The 18,324-nt window shown below is 70.3% G+C and carries 18 protein-coding genes and 1 pseudogene; 12 read left to right on the forward strand and 7 right to left on the reverse strand.

Annotated features, from left to right (window positions below; all coding sequences use genetic code 11):
• Position 1: 1 nt before the first annotated feature.
• Genes ACYVLT_RS12655 through ACYVLT_RS12680 form a run of 6 tightly spaced genes read left to right on the forward strand, consistent with a single transcriptional unit; the run spans position 2 to position 4,075 of the window.
• Complete coding sequence (locus tag ACYVLT_RS12655) at positions 2 to 721, forward strand: AAA family ATPase (RefSeq protein WP_461120331.1); 720 nt, start codon at positions 2 to 4, stop codon at positions 719 to 721.
• Positions 721 to 1,704 carry a beta-ketoacyl-ACP synthase III gene (locus tag ACYVLT_RS12660; RefSeq protein WP_461120332.1) on the forward strand — a complete coding sequence of 328 codons (984 nt, stop codon included), beginning with the start codon at positions 721 to 723 and terminating at the stop codon, positions 1,702 to 1,704. Before ACYVLT_RS12655 ends, ACYVLT_RS12660 begins: the two co-directional genes overlap by 1 nt.
• Positions 1,705 to 1,722: 18 nt before the next feature.
• A complete protein-coding gene (locus tag ACYVLT_RS12665; protein WP_461120333.1) occupies positions 1,723 to 1,959 on the forward strand; it encodes an acyl carrier protein in 237 nt (78 codons plus the stop codon).
• Positions 1,943 to 2,671, forward strand: coding sequence for an HAD family hydrolase (locus ACYVLT_RS12670; RefSeq protein WP_461120334.1), 729 nt, complete (start codon positions 1,943 to 1,945; stop codon positions 2,669 to 2,671). Before ACYVLT_RS12665 ends, ACYVLT_RS12670 begins: the two co-directional genes overlap by 17 nt.
• Before the next feature lie 32 nt (positions 2,672 to 2,703).
• Positions 2,704 to 3,636 carry an NADP-dependent oxidoreductase gene (locus tag ACYVLT_RS12675; protein ID WP_461120379.1) on the forward strand — a complete coding sequence of 311 codons (933 nt, stop codon included), beginning with the start codon at positions 2,704 to 2,706 and terminating at the stop codon, positions 3,634 to 3,636.
• 25 nt (positions 3,637 to 3,661) lie between these two features.
• The gene (locus ACYVLT_RS12680) at positions 3,662 to 4,075 is read left to right on the forward strand and encodes a nuclear transport factor 2 family protein (protein WP_461120335.1); all 414 of its coding nucleotides are present in this window, start codon (positions 3,662 to 3,664) and stop codon (positions 4,073 to 4,075) included.
• Positions 4,076 to 4,343: 268 nt separating this feature from the next.
• Here the strand turns inward: ACYVLT_RS12680 and ACYVLT_RS12685 are convergent, their stop codons facing one another.
• Both ACYVLT_RS12685 and ACYVLT_RS12690 read right to left on the reverse strand, forming a co-directional pair.
• The gene (locus tag ACYVLT_RS12685) at positions 4,344 to 5,219 is read right to left on the reverse strand and encodes a helix-turn-helix transcriptional regulator (protein ID WP_461120336.1); all 876 of its coding nucleotides are present in this window, start codon (positions 5,217 to 5,219) and stop codon (positions 4,344 to 4,346) included.
• Between the two features lie 93 nt (positions 5,220 to 5,312).
• Positions 5,313 to 6,749 (reverse strand): MFS transporter, encoded by a 1,437-nt coding sequence (locus tag ACYVLT_RS12690; protein ID WP_461120337.1) that lies wholly within the window; start codon positions 6,747 to 6,749, stop codon positions 5,313 to 5,315.
• Between the two features lie 157 nt (positions 6,750 to 6,906).
• Here ACYVLT_RS12690 and ACYVLT_RS12695 point away from each other — a divergent pair, with 157 nt between their 5' ends.
• Positions 6,907 to 7,725: a helix-turn-helix transcriptional regulator gene (locus ACYVLT_RS12695; protein WP_461120338.1), complete on the forward strand. Its 819-nt coding sequence runs from the start codon at positions 6,907 to 6,909 to the stop codon at positions 7,723 to 7,725.
• A 55-nt stretch (positions 7,726 to 7,780) separates the two neighbouring features.
• Here the strand turns inward: ACYVLT_RS12695 and ACYVLT_RS12700 are convergent, their stop codons facing one another.
• Positions 7,781 to 9,382: an FAD-dependent monooxygenase gene (locus tag ACYVLT_RS12700; protein ID WP_461120339.1), complete on the reverse strand. Its 1,602-nt coding sequence runs from the start codon at positions 9,380 to 9,382 to the stop codon at positions 7,781 to 7,783.
• Positions 9,383 to 9,566: 184 nt separating this feature from the next.
• On the opposite strand from ACYVLT_RS12700, the gene ACYVLT_RS12705 reads away from it, so the two are divergent.
• A complete protein-coding gene (locus ACYVLT_RS12705) occupies positions 9,567 to 10,316 on the forward strand; it encodes a dienelactone hydrolase family protein (RefSeq protein WP_461120340.1) in 750 nt (249 codons plus the stop codon).
• On the forward strand, positions 10,313 to 10,702 hold the full coding sequence (locus ACYVLT_RS12710; RefSeq protein ID WP_360456373.1) for a carboxymuconolactone decarboxylase family protein: 390 nt from the start codon (positions 10,313 to 10,315) through the stop codon (positions 10,700 to 10,702). The genes ACYVLT_RS12705 and ACYVLT_RS12710 overlap by 4 nt, the downstream gene beginning before the upstream one ends.
• Before the next feature lie 29 nt (positions 10,703 to 10,731).
• Here the strand turns inward: ACYVLT_RS12710 and ACYVLT_RS12715 are convergent.
• The 4 genes and pseudogenes from ACYVLT_RS12715 to ACYVLT_RS12730 all read right to left on the reverse strand — a co-directional run.
• Positions 10,732 to 10,929, reverse strand: a pseudogene (locus ACYVLT_RS12715) (transposase); the annotation flags it as partial.
• Positions 10,930 to 11,043: 114 nt separating this feature from the next.
• Positions 11,044 to 12,018, reverse strand: a complete 975-nt coding sequence (locus tag ACYVLT_RS12720; RefSeq protein WP_461120380.1) for an integrase core domain-containing protein — start codon at positions 12,016 to 12,018, stop codon at positions 11,044 to 11,046.
• Positions 12,018 to 12,608, reverse strand: coding sequence for a hypothetical protein (locus tag ACYVLT_RS12725; protein ID WP_461120384.1), 591 nt, complete (start codon positions 12,606 to 12,608; stop codon positions 12,018 to 12,020). Before ACYVLT_RS12725 ends, ACYVLT_RS12720 begins: the two co-directional genes overlap by 1 nt.
• A 149-nt stretch (positions 12,609 to 12,757) precedes the next feature.
• Complete coding sequence (locus ACYVLT_RS12730) at positions 12,758 to 13,219, reverse strand: MmpS family transport accessory protein (RefSeq protein ID WP_461120341.1); 462 nt, start codon at positions 13,217 to 13,219, stop codon at positions 12,758 to 12,760.
• A 480-nt stretch (positions 13,220 to 13,699) separates the two neighbouring features.
• On the opposite strand from ACYVLT_RS12730, the gene ACYVLT_RS12735 reads away from it, so the two are divergent.
• From ACYVLT_RS12735 to ACYVLT_RS12745, 3 genes are all read left to right on the forward strand, one after another.
• Positions 13,700 to 16,417 carry a cupredoxin domain-containing protein gene (locus ACYVLT_RS12735; protein WP_461120342.1) on the forward strand — a complete coding sequence of 906 codons (2,718 nt, stop codon included), beginning with the start codon at positions 13,700 to 13,702 and terminating at the stop codon, positions 16,415 to 16,417.
• A gap of 159 nt (positions 16,418 to 16,576) precedes the next feature.
• A complete protein-coding gene (locus ACYVLT_RS12740; protein WP_461120343.1) occupies positions 16,577 to 17,530 on the forward strand; it encodes a multicopper oxidase family protein in 954 nt (317 codons plus the stop codon).
• Positions 17,531 to 17,561: 31 nt separating this feature from the next.
• Positions 17,562 to 18,290 carry a YcnI family copper-binding membrane protein gene (locus ACYVLT_RS12745; RefSeq protein ID WP_461120344.1) on the forward strand — a complete coding sequence of 243 codons (729 nt, stop codon included), beginning with the start codon at positions 17,562 to 17,564 and terminating at the stop codon, positions 18,288 to 18,290.
• Positions 18,291 to 18,324: the final 34 nt, after the last annotated feature.

The following is an 18,324-nucleotide window of genomic DNA, read 5'->3' on the forward strand; positions in this document are numbered from 1 at the left end:
GATGAAGCTCGCCATCTCCGGCACCTACTCATCCGGCAAGACGCTGACCTCCTACGCGCTCTCGCACTACATCGGCGTCCCTCGCACCCGCGCCCGCACCATGCGTGAACTGCTGCCCTTCGCCGTGCCCGGCAAGACGCTCGAGCAGTGCAACGGCGCCGAGCTGATCCAGCTGATCGTGCGCAGGCACGTCGAGCGCGTCGTGCACGAGAGCCACCTGACCGACGGGTTCATCTCCGACGGGTCGTCCCTGCAGGAGTGGCTCTACGGCTCCGTCCGGGTGATCGTCGGCATCAACCCCAACGAGTCGGTCCACCTCGATGACACGCAGACCGTCGAGAAGACGCCCGAGATGCTGTTCTTCGAGCAGGTCATGGACCAGCTCGGCGTCGCCATCAAGCAGCACGTGCGCGACACCTACGACGCGTTCGTGCACCTGCCCAACGAGCTGGAGCTGGCCAAGGACGGCCACCGGCCGGTCAACGAGCGCTTCCGCACGCTCGCCGACCAGGGCATCGCCGCCGCCATCGACGAACTGGGCATCCCGCGCCACGTCGTGGGCGGCACGCTCACCGAGCGCCTCGACCGCATCGTGGAGATCTTCGGGTTCTCGACCGTCACCGATGTGAACACCGCCATCGAACGCGCGCAGGAGGAGTACCGGGCCGTCGACATGACGATCGAGTCCGACCGCGCGTGGGCCGTCGGCCAGGCGTCGTGATGGGGCGCGCCGCGGTCGTCACCGGGATCGGGTCCGCGCTGCCCGATCGGGTCGTCACCAACGACATGCTCGCCGCCCGGATGGACACCAGTGACGAGTGGATCCGCACCCGCACCGGCATCCGCGAACGCCGCGTCGTCGACCCGGGCACGGCGACCAGCGACCTGGCCGTGGCGGCCGGTGAACGGGCGCTGAAGTCGGCGGGAGTGGACGGCGTCGACGCGGTCGTGCTGGCCACCACCACCCCCGACCACCCCTGCCCGGCGACCGCGCCCGCCGTGGCGGCCAGGCTCGGCCTGGGCACGGTGGCCGCCTACGACGTGGCCGCGGTGTGCTCGGGCTTCCTCTACGGGCTGGCCAGCGCGGGCGGGCTCATCGCCACGGGACTGGCCGAGCGGGTGCTGATGATCGGCGCGGAGGCGTTCACCACGATCATCGACCAGGGCGACCGCAACACCGCGCCGATCTTCGGCGACGGCGCGGGCGCGGTCGTGCTGACCGCGGGGGAGCAGTCCCAGCGCGGCGCGCTGCTCGGCTTCGACCTGGGCAGCGACGGCGCGCTCGCGGACCTGATCATCGTGCCGTCGGGCGGGTCGCGGGACAAGGACGGGACCCGCCGCCACATGGACATGCGCGGCAAGGCCGTGTTCGTCCAGGCGGTCCAACGCATGACGGAGTCGTCGCGGACCGTGCTCGCCCGCACGGGCTGGTCGGCCGACACCGTCGACTGGCTGGTCGGTCACCAGGCCAACGCGCGCATCCTGCACGCGGTGGCCGAGCACCTGGGGCTGGCGCAGGAGAAGGCGTTCGTCAACGTCGGGAAGTACGGCAACACCGCAGGCGCGTCCATCCCGATAGCCCTAGCCGACGCCGCGGGCGCCGGTCTCATCACACCGGGCGACCGCGTCCTGCTCACCGCCTTCGGCGGCGGCGCGACGTGGGGTGCGGTGACGCTGGAGTGGCCGGACATCACGCCCGGCTGAGAACAAGGAGGAACCACAATGGAACTGACCGTCAACGAGCGCATCCTGGAAGTCTTCGCGGCCAAGGCCGAGGTGCCGATCGCCGAGCTGAACCTCGACCACACCTTCGAGGAGATCGGCCTGGACTCGCTGCACCTGATGGAGGTCGCGCTCTGGATGCACAAGGAGTTCGGCGCGGTGATCCCCGAGGGTGACCTGCACCACGAGCAGACCGTCCGCGAGGCGCTGGCCTACCTCGATGCCCAGACCCGCTGAAGCCGTGGCCGATCGAGCCGCCTTCTTCGACGTCGACGGCACGCTGATCACCACCACCAGCCTGTTCCGCTTCCTGGACCACGACCTGGCCGTGCGCGGACATCCCGAGCGCCGCCACCACGACGCGATGGCGGCGCTGGACAGGCTCAAGGCCGGCGGCGCGACCCGGGAGCAGGCCAATCGCGCGTTCTACCGCAACTTCGCCGGGCGCTCGGTCGCCGAGCTGGCCGACGAGGGGAAGCGCTGGTTCGCCGCGGCGAACGCCGCGGGTGGGTTGTTCCACCCGCACGTGCTGGCCCGGTTGCGCGCACACGCCGACAACGGCGAGTTGGTGGTGCTGCTGTCCGGCTCGTTCCCGGCGTGCGTCGACCCGATCGCCGGGTTCGTCGGGGCGGACCTGGTGGTGTGCACCGAACCCGAGCAGGTGGACGGGTTCTACACCGGTGCGGTCGAGCGGTCGATGGTCGGCGCGCACAAGGCGCGGGCGATCCACGACCTGGCCGTGCGCTTGGGCCTCGACCTGGCCGACTCCTACGCCTACGGCGACGACTCCTCCGACCTCGCCGCGCTCACCTCGGTGGGACGTCCGGTCGTGGTCGGCGACGACCCGGTCCTGGTCGCGCACGCCACCCGGCACGGCTGGGCGCGGGTGCCCGCCGTCGCCGAGCCCCAACCCCTGACCGCGTCGGCCGCACCGCCCGGTCGGATCTGAGAGGACGGACGATGCCCGAGCAGATGAAGGTCATGCTGACCACGGCGGCAGGGGAGGCGCACGCGGTGTTCCGAACCGCGGTCGTCGACCGGCCCGCGCCCCTGCCGACGGAGGTCGGCGTCGCCGTCCACGCGGCCGGGGTCAACCCGGTGGACTGGAAGATCCGCGGCGGGGTGTTCCCGACGGGCGCGCTGGGCGCGCACCCGTTCGTCCAGGGCTGGGACGTGGCCGGTGTGGTCGACGCCGGACCGAGGGTGACCCGGTTCCAGCCGGGTGACGAGGTGCTGGGCCTGCTGTGGTTCCCGCGCCGGGCGGGCGGTTACGGCGAGTACGTCACCGCGCCCGCCCGGCAGTTCGTCCGCAAGCCCGAGGCGCTGACCATGGTCGAGGCGGCCGCGCTGCCGATGGCCGGCCTGACCGCCTGGCAGACCCTGGTCGACGTCGCGGGCGTCCGCCTCGGCCACCGCGTGCTCATCACCGCGGCTGCGGGCGGGGTCGGGCACCTGGCCGCGCAGATCGCCAGGGCGCGGGGCGCGGTCGTCACGGGCACGGCCCGCGCGGCCAAGCACGGGTTCCTCGCCGGTATCGGCGTGGACGAAGCCCTGGACTACACCGCTGTCGACGTGGCGCGGACCGTCCGGGACCAGGATGTCGTGCTCGACCTGCTCGGCGGTGAGCACACCATCGGCCTGCTGGAGTGCCTGAAGCCGGGCGGGCTGCTCATCCTCACCATCGGGCTCGTCAGCCCGGAGGTGGCCGCGCGGGCCGCCGCCCTCGGCGTGCGGGTCAGCCCCTTCCTGGTCGAGCCCGACCACGCCGGGCTCACCGCGCTGACCGGGCTGGTCGAGGACGGCGCGCTGCGCGTGCACGTCGAGCACGTCTTCCCGCTCGCCGACGTCGCCAAGGCGCACGAGGTCGGCGAGACCAACCGCACGACCGGCAAGATCGTCCTGTCCGTCGCCTGATTCCCAGACACCGCAAGGAGAACCGATGTCCACACCGACGAGCGTTCGTGACACGGCGGACACGATCGGCCTGTTCTTCACCCGATTCGGCGCAGGCGACCGGCCTGGGATGGTCGACCTGTTCGCGCCCGGCGCCGACTTTGCCGTGGCGGGCGCGGAGTCCGTCCCCTGGACCGGAGAGCGCGCCGACGCCGCCGCGATCGACGAGTTCCTGCGCATCGCCATCGAGGACATCAGCACCGAGGCGTTCGACATCGCGCAGGTCATCGTCGACGGCGAGGACGGGATCGTGCTCGGCGAGTTCGCGCACCGGATCACCCGCACCGGCAAGGTCTTCGCCAGCCGGTTCGCCCTGCACATCCGGGTCGTGGACGGCCTGATCACCCGCTACCACATGTTCGAGGACAGCTACCGCGCCGCGCTGGCCTGGCAGGCCTGACGCGGGCGGTTGAGGGACCCGCCTGGTCGTCACCTCCTGCTCGGGCCGCAGCTGCACCGCCGGCCTCCGGGTGGCCGAGACCCTCGTCGGACCGGGGTGCACCGATGTCCGACGCCAACGCGGGGTCTCAGCGATCGGGTCGACGCCAGGCCGCCGTTCGAGCCGTCCCACTCCCCCCGGGTTGACTGCTCGAACACAGACCCGACCTCCCGCCACCGGTGGCGGGAGGTCGGGTCCTTCGCGCTGTCTGGCTCTGGCTGTCGGACGTTCAGCTCTCCTGCTTGACCTCGGCGGACGCGGACGCGCGGTCGGCGGTCGGCGACGTCCACATCGCCAGCAGCTCCAACGCCGACGCCGCCGGGCTCGCCGGTTCCGGGCTGAACGTCACGAGCCGCTGCCCGTTCTCGCCGCAGATGTCGAAGTTCTCGAAGCGCAGCGGCAGCTCGCCGACCAGCGGGTGGTGGAAGCGCTTCGTGCCGTGCGTGCGCTGCTTGACGTCCCGGCCCGCCCACAGCGTGCGGAACACCGCGCTCTTCATCGTGAGCTCGCCCAGCAGCGTCGCCAGCGCCTCGTCGTCGGCGTGCCTGCCCGCCGCCAGGCGCAGTTGGCCGACGGTCGCCCGGGCGACGTCGTTCCAGTCCGGGAAGCGGCTCTTGCTGTCCTCGTCGAGGAAGGCGAACCGGGCGAGGTTGCGGTCGCGCGGGTGCGCCGCGGCGAAGTCGAAGAACAGCTGGGGCGAGAGCTGGTTCCACGCCAACACGTCAAGACGGTGGTTGAGCACCAGCGCGGGTACGCGGTCCAGCAGCTGCACCAGCTGCACCAGCTCGGCGCGCGGCCGTTCGGCCCGGGGGGCGCGCGTCGCGCCTGCCCGCGGGCGGGCCAGGTCATCGAGGTAGCGGCGCTCGACGTCGTCGAGGCCCAACGCGCGGCCCAGGGCGTCGAGGACGGCGTCGGACGGCTTGCTCGCACGGCCCTGTTCGAGGCGCATGTAGTACTCGACGCTGATGCCGGCGAGTGCGGCGACCTCCTCTCGCCGCAGACCCTCGACCCGGCGGCGGGTCAGCACGTCGATGCCCGACTTCTCAGGGCTCAGGCGCGCCCGCCGGGACTTGAGGAACCGGCCCAACTCGTTGTGATCGGCCATGTCCCCAGTGTGCCCGACATCGTGGGATCCAGCCTGGGTCTGCCAGTACCAGCTGGGCCACCCCCCGGCGCGGGGGTGGCCCAGCCTGGCCGCTCACCCGCGGGCGGCGCGGCGCAGGGCGAGGCCGATCACGATGGCGCCCACCAGCACGATCAGCGCGTCGACGGCCAGCGCGGTGCTGGTACCGCCGAGCACCGCGGTGGCCCGCGGCTCGGTGGCCGAGAGCTCATCGATGCGGGCGGTGGCGACCGCGCTCATGATCGGGATGCCGATGGTGATGCCCACCTGCTGGGTGAGCGAGGTCATGCCGGTGGCCAGGCCCTGCTCCTGGTTGGACAGCCCGGACGTCGCGGTCACCATGAACGACACGACGCTCAGCACGTGCGCGAACCCGCCCACGGCGGTCGCGATGACGACCAGGGCGAGCGAGTCCCGGCTGTCCCCGGCCAGCAGCAGGGCGCCCGTCGCCGCGGCCTGCAGGACCAGGCCGCCGACGAGGGTGGCACGACTGGACCCGAAGCGGCCGATCAGCTTGGGCGCGAACACCCCGGCGAAGAACGCCGTGACGCCCTGCACGCCGAAGGCCAACCCGGTCACCAGCGGCGAGTAGCCGAGGACCTCTTGCAGGTACAGCGTCATGAGGAAGATCACCGCGCTGAACATGGTGAACGTCAGCAGGCCGCCCGCGTTGCCCCACTTGACCGTGGACCGGCGCAGCACGCGCGGGGACACCAGCGGCTGCTCGACGCGCAGCTCGATCAGCCAGAACGCGGCCAGCAGCACGACCGCGACGGCCAGCGGGACCAGCGTCGTGGCGCTGGCCCAGCCGCTGTGCCCGGCCGACGTGACGCCGTAGACCAGCGCCACCAGGCCGGTGGTGATGGTCAGCGTCCCGCCGATGTCCAGCCGAGCCCGCTCGCGCTCCTGGTTCCTCGGGATCAGCACGGGCGCGGCGAGCAGCACCACCAGGCACAGCGGCACGTTGATCAGGAACGCCCACCGCCAGCTCAGCAGGCCGGTCAGCACGCCGCCGAGCACCGCGCCGACGGTGAAGCCCGCCGACAGCATCGCCCCGCCGAGCCCGATCGCGCGCTGTCGTTGCGGACCCTCTGGGAACGACGTGGTCAGCAGCGCCATCGCCACCGGCGCCAGAACCGCCGTGGCCAGCCCCTGCCCGACGCGGGCGACCAGCACCGTGGTGACGTCGTCGGCCAGCCCGCCCAGCAACGAGGACACGCCCAGCAGCACGACGCCGGCGAGGAACATCGGCCGGCGCCCCAGCAGGTCGGCGACCCGGCCGAACAGCAGGGTGAAACCCGCCGAGGTGAGGGCGAAGACGGTCACCACCCACTGCAGGTCCGACAGCGACATGCCCAGCCCGGCGCCGATGTCGGGCAGGGCGACGTTGAGGATGGAGAAGTCCAGCGCGACGGTGAACTGGGCGACCAGCAGGATCGCCAGCAGCAGGCCCGCGCGCCTACCGGTGTCCGGCTGCGCCGGGCCCGGCCGGATGGCGAGGTTTTCGGACATAGGTGTGCCCCACAATGCGAGAGGGAATAGGGTGGAATCGCGCCCAGTGTCCGGCCGTGGTCAGTCTGGCAACAAGGGACGCCTATTCCTGGTTTGCGTTATCCTGGGATTGGCACGACCACCCAAGAATGGGCGGTCGTGGTCGATACTGGCAGGTATGGACCAACGTGCCGAGCTCCGGGAATTCCTGCGATCGCGCCGCGCGCGGCTGCGACCGGAGGACGCCGGGCTGCCCGAGCGGTCTGCCGGACGCTGGGTCGCGGGCCTGCGCCGCGAGGAGGTCGCCCAGCTGGCGGGGATCAGCAGCGACTACTACGTGCGCCTGGAACAGGGTCGGACCAGGCAGGTATCGGACAGCGTGCTCGACGCGGTCGCCGCCGCCCTGCGCTTGGACGACGCCGAGCGCGCCTACCTGGGCACCCTTGTCGCGAGCTTGCCCGTCCACGCGGTGCGCGCCGCGCTGGCCAGGACGGTGGCCGGTATCGAGACGGGCCCGGCCTACCTGACGGACCGGCGAATGGACGTGCTCGCCTGGAACGACCTCGCCGGGCTCTTTTTCTCCGCGCTCGTCGACAAACCGGTCAACCAGTGCAACATGGCCCGGTTCGTGTTTCTGGATCCGGCCGCCGACGACGTGTTCGCCGATTGGGAGGACATCGCCAGGACCACGTGCGCGTACCTTCGGCTCACCAGCCGGACCCGGTCCGACGACACCCGGCTGGCCCGGCTCATCGGTGAGCTGTCGATCAAGAGCGCGGAGTTCAGCAGGCTGTGGTCCGAGCCCTCGATCGCCTACCGGACGCACGGCGTCAAGCGGCTGCGCCACCCGCTGGTCGGGGCGCTCGCACTGGACTACGAGACCTTCCGCCAGCCCGACGAGTCGGGCTCGCTACTCGTGGTCTTCACCGCCGAACCGGAGTCGGAAGCCGACGTGGCGCTGCGGCTGCTCGCCGGCTGGGACCGGGACGAGGCGTGATGAACGGCAAAGGGAGGAGCGGTTCACGGCGCCGTTCCCCCCTTTGCCGTTGCCGTCAGCGGCTCGCGAGCGCGGTGTCGACCTGGACCTGGAGGCCGGGCCCCCGGGTGCGGTTCAGGTAGTCCACCAGGACGCCAACGTCGTCGGGGGACACCATGCACGCGATGTGCCCGTCCGGACGCACGGCGACGATCGAGGGTGCTGAACCCAGCAGCCTGCGCAGGGCGTGCCGGGGCCTGCCGAACACCGGGGCCAAGTCGTGCACCGCGTAGTCATCGGACAGGACCTCCCGGACCGGGGCCGCCGTCGCGGGCCACCGCGCCGCCGCGACGTCCCCGGGCCACAGCAGCACGGTGAAGTCGTGCGAGGACAAGCTCGGCAGGCCGGGGAACACCGACGGCGGGGCGAACACCGGCAGTCGGTCACCCACCCGCGCGGGCATCCGGACCCCGTGGAACAACGGCCGCCCGACCTCGTCGCCGTAGGTGAAGTCGGTCTGGGCGAGCAGCGGGGCGAACCGCTTCTGCAGCACACCGAAGCGGTATGCGGCGGCGAACGCGGCGTCCCGCTGCCACGCCTTCCACCGGGTCGGGGCGGCGCCGAAGCGGATCTGGGCAGCCGAGGTGTCGGCCACCCGGCGCGCCGCCGCCCGGCGTTCCGGCTCGTAGCCGTCCAGGATCGACTCGGCGAACCGGCCGGTGACCACGCCGCCGAGCTTCCAGCCCAGCTCCACCGCGTCCTGCAGGCCGATGTTCATGCCCTGCCCGCCCGCCGGGCTGACCACGTGCGCGGCGTCGCCCGCCAGGAAGCAGCGGCCCCTGCGGTACTGCTGCACCACGCCGCACCTCGGCCGGAACGAGTTCGTCCACAGTGGAGTGCCGAGCCGCACCGGCAAGCCGGTGCGCTTGCCGATGATCGTCTGGAACAGCTCGGCGGGCGGGCGCTGCTCGCCGTCGGCGCGGTGCGGGATGTTGCCCGCGATGCGGTAGTGGCCGTCCTTCAACGGCACGATGACGCCGATGCCGTTGGGGGAGTAGTAGTACTGCACGGAGTTCGGGACCGTGCCCTCGATCGGGAAGTCGCCGATGCCGTAGGTGATGTCGATGGGGTCGGCCGCGAAGGTGATGCCCAGCAGGCCGCGCGTCGTGCTGCCCGCGCCGTCCGCGCCCACCAGCCAGCCGGGTCGGGTGGTCTCGGTGGTCCCGTCCGCGTGGCGCAGCACGGCCGACAGCGCGCCGTCCGGTTCCTGGATGTCGGTCAGCTCGACGTCGTGCTCGACCGCGCCGCCCAGCTCGCGCAGCCGATCGAGCAGGATGGTCTCGGTGTCGTTCTGCGCCAGTGTCAGGACGAACGGGTAGGCGCAGTCGGACAACCGGTCGATGTGGACGGTGCCGCGCAGCCGCCCGGCGGAGAAGTAGTCGACGCCGGGCAGCAGGTGGCCCTGACCCACCATGCGGTCGCTGACCCCGATGCGGCGCAGTTGCTCCAGGATCCTGGGCCACACCAGGATCGCCCGCGATTGGGTTCCCCCGACCGCCGCGGGGCGCGGGCGGCGGTCGACGATGCGCACCGCGACACCCTGCTGGAGCAGCTCACAGGCCAGCACGAGGCCGACCGGCCCGGCCCCGGCGATCAGCACGTCAGTTCGCTCGGTCATGGCCGGACGCTAACAGCGCCGCGGACGCCCCTGCCTGCCGTCGTTTGTACGGGTACCCGCGACACCAGGGAGTGTCCTGGTACTGGCGGACCCAGGAACGCCAGTACGGGGAAAAGTCGGGCGTGGCTGGTCCGACCGGCGCTGATTAGCGTCGTCGGCGAAACCCGTGACGAGAGGAATCACCATGTGCCACAGCACCGAGAGCAGGCCGCCCGCCTCGCCCGTCGAAGGCGCCGTCGCCGAGTCGTCCCTGCTGGAGCTGACCGCGTCCGACGGCACGGTGTTCACCGCGTACGAGGCGGTCCCGGAGACGCCGAACGGCATGAACGTGGTCATCCTGCCCGACGTGCGCGGGGTGCACCCGTACTACCAGTCGCTGTCCGAGCGCTTCGCCGAGGCGGGCTTCCACACCGTCAACATCGACTACTACGGCCGCAACGCGGGCACCGGCGTGCGCGGGGACGATTTCGACTGGCAGAAGTACCTGCCGGAGGTCACCCCGGACCACGTCCGCCTCGACGTCGCCGCGGCCGTCGAGCGGGTGCTTGAGCGCAACCCGGGCCCGGTGTTCACCGTCGGCTTCTGCTACGGCGGCAGCGAGTCCTGGCGGCTCTCGGCGGGTGACCTCGACCTGGCCGGGGTCATCGGGTTCTACGGCCAGCCCAAGAACGTGCGGGACCAGCTGCCCGACTTCGCCATCCCCGCGCTGCTGCTGATCGCGGGCGCGGACGTGGCCACCAGCCAGGAGGACTTCGCCGCGTTCTCCAGCGAGCTGTCCGAAGCGGGCAAGGTCCACGAGATGCACGTCTACGACGGCGCGCCGCACTCGTTCTTCGACCGCGCCTACGGGGAGTGGGCCGACGCCTGCGACGACGCCTGGACGCGGATCCTGGACTTCACCCAGTTGCACGGCAAGGCTGTCGCGAGCGCATGAACGAGCGCTTCGACCGGGGAGTCGCGGCGATCGACGCGCTGGGCGGCGGCTACGAGGCGATCTTCGCGCCGATGGCGGACATCGCCCCGGACCTGAGCCGGTTCGTGGCCGAGTTCGCCTTCGGCGACGTCTACAGCAGGCCTGGCTTGGCGCCGAAGGACCGGCAGCTCCTCACCATCGCGGCACTGATCGCGCTGGGCGGCGTCGAGTCGCAGCTGAAGTTCCACATCGGCGCGGCGCTGAACATCGGGGTCGAGCCGAAGTCGGTGGTGGAGACGATCCTCCACTGCCTGCCGTACGTGGGCTTCCCCAGGACGGTGAACGCCATGCGGCTCGCCAAGGAGGTCATGGCCGATCGGGGCCTGCTCCCGATCGAACCGGGATGAGCAGCCTGTGTGGTGCTTGATACCACGTCTCACATGGCCAGTTTGGCGAGTCGTTTGAAGCAGGTCAGCGCTGCGGCGACGGTGCAGTAGTTGTCAGCGCGGCGTTCGTAGCGGATGGTCAGGCGGTGGTAGCCGGTCAGCCACGAGATGGTGCGTTCGACGACCCATCGGTGGCGGCCGAGCCGCTGAGGAGTCGATGCCCTTGCGTGTGATGCGCGGGGTGATGCCGCGGTGGCGTAACGATCGGCGGAGGTCGTCGATGTCGTAGGCCTTGTCGTCGTGCAGCTTCGCGGGCCGGAACCGGCGCGGCCCGAGGCGTGACCGGACGCGCGGGACGGCCATCAGCATGGGCTTGAGCGCTGGCTGTCGTGCAGGTTCGCGGCCGAGACTCCGGCGGCCAACGGCAGTCCGGTGCGGTCGGACACAACGGGATCTTCGAGCCCGGCTTGCCGCGGTCGACCGGGTTCGGACCGGTCATGTCGCCCCTTTTCGCCCGGCCCGAGGCGACGTCCAGGATCGCCCGCGCCCAGTCGACCTCCCCACGTGCCGAGCTCGTCCAGCACGGCCTGGTGCAGACGACGCGACAGCGCGGCCTTGGTCCACTCGGTGAACCGGCGATGCGCCGTGGGCACGGTGACGCCGAACGACGGCGGCAGCTCCCTCCACCCGCACCCGCTGGTCAACACACCTACCACCACGTGAGACGTGGTCTGAGGCAGGGAACTTGCCGTCGTGATCGCGGACCACGAACCGCGCGTGTCGGCCCCTCGTCTTCGAGGTCCATGACGAGGTTCCTGGCGGCTTGGGTGACCCAGGATGCGGTGGGGTGTGCGGTGGCGCCGAGGACGCGGATCCGGCGGCTGGCGTGCTCGATGACCACGAGCACGTGCAGGCGGGTGCCGTTCACTGTGTGGGTCTCGAAGAAGTCGCAGGCCAGGAGTGCGTCGGTCTGTGAGCGGAGGAAGGTCGCCCAGGTCGTCGTGGTGCGTTCGGGTGCCTGTGGGGTGGCTAGAGTCGGCCACAGGGCCTGACCTGTGGTTAGGCTGCTGTGGGTCGTACTCGTTGATCAGGCCGCCGAGGACTGGTCTGCGGTGGTTGTAGTGGGCCGCGTAGCGGTTCAGCACTGCCCGCAGGTGGTGCTCGTTGATGATGAGCGGGCGATCGGTGACTTCTCGCCTGACGGTGCCGATGAACTGTTCGGCGTGGGTGTTGGCTCGCGGGCACCGTGGTGGGATCTTCACGGCTTGGATGCCTGCGCCGGAGAAGGTCGCGTGGAACGAGGTGGCGAACTGGCAGGCTCGGTCGCCGAGGCCCATCAGTAGGTTGCGGGCTTGTGGGGTGGTCCATACCCCGTCGGGGTTGGTGGTGACGCCGAGGATGTGGACGTGGCGGGTGGCGACCTCCACCACGGAGAACACTCGGTGTCGCGCCGGGGTGCGGGTGGGATCCGCAGGTGCTTGAGCATGCGCCGTATGGTCGAGTCGGCTACCCGGTGGCCGAGCTTGAGCAGTTCGCCTTGGATCCGGCGGTAGCCCCGGCCGGTGTTCTCCCGCGCCATCCGCTCGATCAACGCCACCACGGCACCATCGACCGGTGGGCGTCCGGTGCGGTTGGGATAGGTCCGCTTCCGCGCGACCAGGTGCCGGTGCCATCGCAGGATGGTGCCCGGTGTCACCAACCGGTGTTCGCGCGACCGCCGGGGGAGTCGGCGAACCAGCGCGGCCGGCGCGGCTGGCACGGCTCGATCGGCCAAGTCCTTCTGTGGGCGGGGGTTGGTCCGGCGCAGCACGGCGACCTCGTGCCGCAGTACCAGCAATTCCACGTCCTTGGCCGCAGAGGACCGGCCGAGCAGGACCAGCCAGTCACCGAGTCGGACGAAGATCAGGTACAGCAGCCGTGACGCCACACCCCACGATCATGCCCTGAAGGCCCAGCGTGCGGGATCGTCACAGCTCAGCACGCCAGTGCAGAGTTCTGACACCCCACAGGCCGTCCTGGCCGGCCAAGGTGAGCGCGTTCAGCCAGTCGGACCCCGCCCGCCGCCGAGCGCCGCCTTCACCGCCCCCCGATCGCCGGGGTGATCATGTTCGAGCACGACACGGTGGCGTGCTCGCCCTTGGCCGTGTTGTTGGCGACGAGGTTGCCGTCGATGGTGATGGTGCACGAGATCGACTCGCCCTCGCCGTTGGTCGCCATCACCTGGGCCACGCCCAGTCCCGGGCCGGCGGGCAGGACCACTTCCCGACGCCACGGCAGGTCGACGGCTTCGGCCTGCTCGGTGGTGTTCACGCCCTCGGTGGCGAACCTGATCGCGGGCGCCTTGCCGCCGGGACCGGTGACCTCGTAGACGACCTTGTGCGTGGTCGGGACCGGGTCGGGCTCCTGACTGGTGATCGTCCAGGCGGCCGTGCCGGCGACGGCCAGGGCCACGACGGTGGCGATCGACCGGGTTCGCCGGCCCGGGGCCGGTTTCCGCGGCGGTCGGCGATCGGCGCGCGTGCCGGTGGCGGAGGTCATGTTCCCTCACTTTCTCCCGCCTCCCGGACGGGTTCGCGCATTGTCGTGGTGAGTGCGCGGTCATGGTCGCACCGCTGCGGTGTGTTGACCAGTACTCCAGTAGGGTTCATTTCGTTTCTCCGATGTCCGGTGGGTGTCGGTTGTCAATTCTGAAAGGCAAATACCCGTCACTTGGGTAGACGTTTTGAGGGTCGCCTCCATGTCATCTGACCTGCGCATATGCCGAGCGGACGCCTGTTGGTGCGCTGTCGTGCATTCTGTGTGACAAACGGTTCTGTTAGCTGTTGGTCACATCATTCGGCGGCGTCGTGTGCGACTCAGTTGACCGACCATTAACGCACGGGTAATCGCTCGGACATTGGTCGCGGATGTATTGAGATGCCTTCGGGGTGACGGTTCACCGGTCATGTGCGAAGGTTTTCCGATGTGACGAAATAGGTCTCAGAAGGGGAAACAATGCGCTCTCTGCACGTACCACGCATGTTCTCTTCGGGAGGGAGACGCCGTCGCCGGCAACGGGCCGCCGCGCTCGGTTCGGCGCTGCTGCTCTCCCTGGCGGGCGTCGGGCTGACCGCGCCGACGGCCACCGCGGCCACGTTCACGGTGTCGATGCAGAACCTCCAATACAACCCACCGACCCTGAACGTGCAGGTCGGTGACACCGTCAGGTGGACCAACAACGAGACCAACGGCGTCGCGCACAGCGTCACCGGCGGCCCGCTGTCCTCGGACGTGAACCCCGGGGACTCCTATTCGTTCACCTTCACCACCGCCGGCACCGTCAACTACCGCTGCCGCTTCCACCCGGACATGCTCGGCACCGTGGTGGTCGGCGGCACGGCCCCGACGACCACCACGACCACCACGACCACCACCACGGGCCCGACGACGACCACCACGGTGCCCACGACCACGACCACCACCAGCCCCCAGGCACCCGCCCCGACGACGACCACCGGCTCCGGTGGCCTGCCGATCGGTGGCGGACCAGTCCCGGTGTCGTTCCACATCACCGACAACCAGGGCTCCTGGTACGACACGAACCTGAACCTGTTCGGCACGAGGTCCCTGGCCGTGGCCGAGCTGCCGCGGGTCAAGCCTGGCGGGCTCATCCCCGGCCTGCCGCTCAACGGCCTGCCGCTGCTGGGCAACGGCGCGCTGCTCGGCTCGGCCGCGAGCGACCTGCTCAACGGTGACCTGGCTCGCCTGACGCAGTTGCAGTTCAACAACGGGTCACCGCTGATCTCCAGCCTCGGCGTCGACCCGGCGCAGCTGCTCGGGCTGGACAACCTGCGCAACGCGATCGGCAAGGTGCTCTCCCCTCTGGACTTGCGGTCGATCAGGGCGAACTCGCTGATCACCCAGCTCACCCAGCAGATGGCGTCCCGCCCGGCCAACGCCAAGACCGCGCTGCTGGACCTGCCGGTCGGCGTGGACCTCATGAGGGTGCTGGCCGACATCCAGCGCTACGTGTCCAGCACGACGATCAGCCTGCCCGTGACGGTGAACTTCGACATCTCGGCGCCCGACGCGGAGTCGGCGCACACCATCACGAACCTGATCTGGCCGGAGGGCGCGGCGGGCTTCCCGTTCGACCAGCCGGGCGCCTTCGTCGGCAGCACGACCGCGCAGCTGACCGAACCGGGCCTCTACGCGTTCGTCTGCAAGATCCACCCGTACATGCTGGGTGCGGTCGTCGTGGACGACCCGCTCACCCCGGGCCTCGACTTCGGCAAGAAGCTCAAGGTCAACAGCCGCGCGCTGAACGTCCCCTCCGACGCGGACATCATCTCGCAGCTGGTGCAGAAGTTCTTCAACATCACCTCGCCGGGCAACTGGCAGAAGTTCAGCAACACGGAGGAGCGGACCTGGAACCCGACGTTCCCGCCCGCACCGATCCTGATGTACGACTCGAACGGCTCGCCCCAGCTCGTCCCGATCCTGGACGCCTACTTCAAGAACAAGTTCAACACGCCGAAGACCCTGCCGGCGTTGAACCAGCGGCCGGGCACCCCCGGCGTGGGTGAGGTCTGGATCGACACCCAGATGGAGAAGACGGCGCGCAAGACCAAGTCCGGCACCGCGACCAAGGTCGACGTCACGTCGTGGACGGTGGACCGCAAGGTGGCGCTGCCCGAGGTCAACATGAACAACCCGCACAACATGTGGACCGACAAGGACGAGCGGTACATCTACCAAACCGAGTGGTTCGGCAACAAGCTCGACGTCTTCGAGCGGGCGACCGGCCGGTTCGTCCGGCAGATCGAAGTCGGGCCCGACCCCTCGCACGTGATGACCAGGACCGACACCGACCAGCTCCACGTCGCCCTCAACGGCGGCGCGTCGGTGGTCGAACTGTCGCCGGGCGGCACGAAGATCGACCGCCGCATCCCGGTCCAAGGCGTGGGTGAGAAGGTCGCGAACCCGCACGCGCACTGGATGACCGGCGACGGCAAGACCATGGTCACGCCGAACGTCAACAGCTACGACTCGACCATCGTGGACATCCCCACGGGCAACATCCGGAAGGAGGCCACCGGCGAACTGCCGATCGCCACGGGCATCACCCCCGACGGCGCGAAGGCCTACGAGGCGAACTTCATGGGCGGCACGGTCTCGTGCATCTCGCTCAAGGCGGACGCCTGCAAGGACGGCGGCGCCACGGTGCACAACAAGCAGATCGACCTGTGGCGCAACTACGACCCGGTGGCCGGAGAGCGCGGCCCGTTCGGCGGCCTGCCGATCCAGTTGCCGGTGACCCCGGACGGCAACGCGGTGCTCGTGGCGAACACGTTGACATCGAACATCACGGTCATCGACCCGAAGACCGATGAGATCGTGAAGTGGTTGCCGTGCGACTCCGGTTGCCACGGCATCAACTACGGCGCCAAGCGGGGTGGCGGCTACTACGCCTACATCTCCAGCAAGTTCGCCAACACGCTCATCGTGGTCGACACCGACCCCAACGGCGACGGCAGCCCGTCCGACGCCGCCGTGGTCGGGAAGATGGTGCTCGACTCGACGTCCACGACCGCGACGGACGACCAGGTCGTCGACTACATGGGCATGGGCGGCATGGGCGTGCTCGCCGTGCCGCTGGTCTACAACGGCTGGGTGCAGAAGGTGCCCAGCAACCCGGTGAACGACCAGCTGACCTGCCGTCAGCGGCACCCGATCACCTACTCCACCGATTGCTGACACCACCCACCACGCGGCCGGGAAGCCACCCCGAGGTGGTTTCCCGGCCCGTGGGCGCCCTGCGGAAGGCGGCCCATGTCCACCGAGTTGGCAAGCGAAGACATGTTCACGACAGACGCGTCCCGCACCCCCGCGAGACGCGCGATCCTACCCGTCCTGATGGCCTTCCTGCTCGTCGTGACCGCGGTCGCGGTGGGCGTGACGGCGTTCGGCTCCGCCCCAGCGCCCGTCGCGGACCCGGTGCCGCCCGCCGCGGCGGCGGAGGACCTCGGTGACGGGACGCGGCTCGCGACGTACGAGGTCGTCGACGGCGTCAAGGTGTTCCGACTGCGGGCGGCGCCGATCAACTGGGAGGTCTCGCCCGGCAACGTCCGGCAGGCGTTCGCCTACAACGGGATCGTGCCCGGCCCGGTGATCCGGATCAACGAGGGCGACACCGTGCGCTTCATCCTGCAGAACGACCTGCCGGAGGCCACCGCGCTGCACTGGCACGGCATGGACCTGCCCAACGACCAGGACGGCGTGCCCAACCTGACCCAGCCGGAGATCGCGCCGGGGCAGAGCTACACCTACCAGTGGAAGGCCATCAGCACCGGAACCCACTGGTACCACTCGCACATGCACGGCGACCAGGAGGGCCGCGGGCTCTACGGCTCGCTGGAGGTGGTGCCCAGGTTCGGTGACATCGCCTCGGACCGCGACTACCGGCTGATCATCGGCGACGGCCCGCTGGGCTTCGTGTTCAACGGCAAGAGCTTCCCCGCCACCGCGCCGCTGCGGGCCCGGGTGGGCGAGCGGGTGCGCATCCGGCTGATCGGCTCCGGCCCGGAGATGATCCACCCGATCCACCTGCACGGCGGCTACTTCGAAGTGGTGGCGCAGGACGGCAGGCGGTTGCCGTCACCCCAGCAGATGGACACCGTGCTGGTCGGCGTCGGGCAGACCTACGACCTGATCTGGACACCGACCAGGGTCGGCAAGTGGATGATCCACTGCCACATCTTCTCCCACGCCGAGACCCACACGGGCATGGCCGGGTTGGTGTCCATCTTCAACGTCGACCCGCCGACGATCGGACTGCCCCTGCCCCTGCCCCTGCCGCTGGGCGGCTGACGCGCCAAGCACGCGAACCGGAAGGAAACCCATGTCCTGGCACAACTTCACGCGACGCACCACGTTCGCCCTCGCGCTGGGGGTCGTCGCGTCCGCGACCGTCCTGTTCGCACCGATCGCGTCGGCGCACGTCACCGTCTCCCCGGGCACCGCGGAACCGGGCGGCTACGCCCGCGTGGTGTTCCGCGTGCCCAACGAGCGCGAGAACGCCTCGACGACGCGGCTGGAGGTGTCCCTCCCGACCGACCACCGGTTCCGTTCGGTGTCCGTGCAACCGGTACCGGGGTGGACGGCCGTGACCACGAAGGAGAAGTCCGACCAGCCCGTGGCGGCGGGGGAGGAGGGGTCGACCGACGTCGTGACGGCCATCGCCTGGGAGGGCGGCGCGGTGCTGCCCGGCCAGTTCCAGGAGTTCCCCGTATCCCTGGGGCCGTTGCCGAAGACCGACGGCAAGCTGGTGTTCAAGGCGGTGCAGACCTACTCCAACGGTGAGGTCGTCCGGTGGATCGACCTCCAGCAGGACGGCGCGGACCGCCCGGAGCACCCGGCCCCGACGTTGAAGGTGGCCGCCGCGCCCGCACCGCAGGCGGCGCCCGCCCCGCCACCGTCCGGGGGCGCCGATCCGCTCGGCCGGGTGCTCGGCGGCATCGGGCTGGTGGCCGGCCTCGCCGCGCTCGGCGTGGCGTTGACGACGCGGCGGCGGTCGGCGCCGGCGCCCGTCCCCGTGGAACCGGCCGGGAAGTCACCGGCACGGGTCTGACCACCGCGCGGGGTCGACGGCCCTTCGCCGGCCG

This window comes from Saccharothrix stipae (assembly GCF_054781895.1).

Excerpts from the sequence above, each read along its gene's own strand:
- ACYVLT_RS12695 (WP_461120338.1), top strand. The coding sequence starts at position 6,907 with ATGGACCAACGTGCCGAGCTCCGGGAATTCCTGCGATCGCGCCGCGCG.
- ACYVLT_RS12705 (WP_461120340.1), top strand. The coding sequence starts at position 9,567 with ATGTGCCACAGCACCGAGAGCAGGCCGCCCGCCTCGCCCGTCGAAGGC.
- ACYVLT_RS12745 (WP_461120344.1), top strand. The coding sequence starts at position 17,562 with ATGTCCTGGCACAACTTCACGCGACGCACCACGTTCGCCCTCGCGCTG.
- ACYVLT_RS12680 (WP_461120335.1), top strand. The coding sequence starts at position 3,662 with ATGTCCACACCGACGAGCGTTCGTGACACGGCGGACACGATCGGCCTG.
- ACYVLT_RS12655 (WP_461120331.1), top strand. The coding sequence starts at position 2 with ATGAAGCTCGCCATCTCCGGCACCTACTCATCCGGCAAGACGCTGACC.
- ACYVLT_RS12735 (WP_461120342.1), top strand. The coding sequence starts at position 13,700 with ATGTTCTCTTCGGGAGGGAGACGCCGTCGCCGGCAACGGGCCGCCGCG.
- ACYVLT_RS12700 (WP_461120339.1), bottom strand. The coding sequence starts at position 9,382 with ATGACCGAGCGAACTGACGTGCTGATCGCCGGGGCCGGGCCGGTCGGC.
- ACYVLT_RS12720 (WP_461120380.1), bottom strand. The coding sequence starts at position 12,018 with ATGGGCCTCGGCGACCGAGCCTGCCAGTTCGCCACCTCGTTCCACGCG.
- ACYVLT_RS12740 (WP_461120343.1), top strand. The coding sequence starts at position 16,577 with ATGGCCTTCCTGCTCGTCGTGACCGCGGTCGCGGTGGGCGTGACGGCG.
- ACYVLT_RS12660 (WP_461120332.1), top strand. The coding sequence starts at position 721 with ATGGGGCGCGCCGCGGTCGTCACCGGGATCGGGTCCGCGCTGCCCGAT.
- ACYVLT_RS12665 (WP_461120333.1), top strand. The coding sequence starts at position 1,723 with ATGGAACTGACCGTCAACGAGCGCATCCTGGAAGTCTTCGCGGCCAAG.
- ACYVLT_RS12675 (WP_461120379.1), top strand. The coding sequence starts at position 2,704 with ATGCTGACCACGGCGGCAGGGGAGGCGCACGCGGTGTTCCGAACCGCG.
- ACYVLT_RS12710 (WP_360456373.1), top strand. The coding sequence starts at position 10,313 with ATGAACGAGCGCTTCGACCGGGGAGTCGCGGCGATCGACGCGCTGGGC.
- ACYVLT_RS12690 (WP_461120337.1), bottom strand. The coding sequence starts at position 6,749 with ATGTCCGAAAACCTCGCCATCCGGCCGGGCCCGGCGCAGCCGGACACC.
- ACYVLT_RS12730 (WP_461120341.1), bottom strand. The coding sequence starts at position 13,219 with ATGACCTCCGCCACCGGCACGCGCGCCGATCGCCGACCGCCGCGGAAA.
- ACYVLT_RS12670 (WP_461120334.1), top strand. The coding sequence starts at position 1,943 with ATGCCCAGACCCGCTGAAGCCGTGGCCGATCGAGCCGCCTTCTTCGAC.
- ACYVLT_RS12685 (WP_461120336.1), bottom strand. The coding sequence starts at position 5,219 with ATGGCCGATCACAACGAGTTGGGCCGGTTCCTCAAGTCCCGGCGGGCG.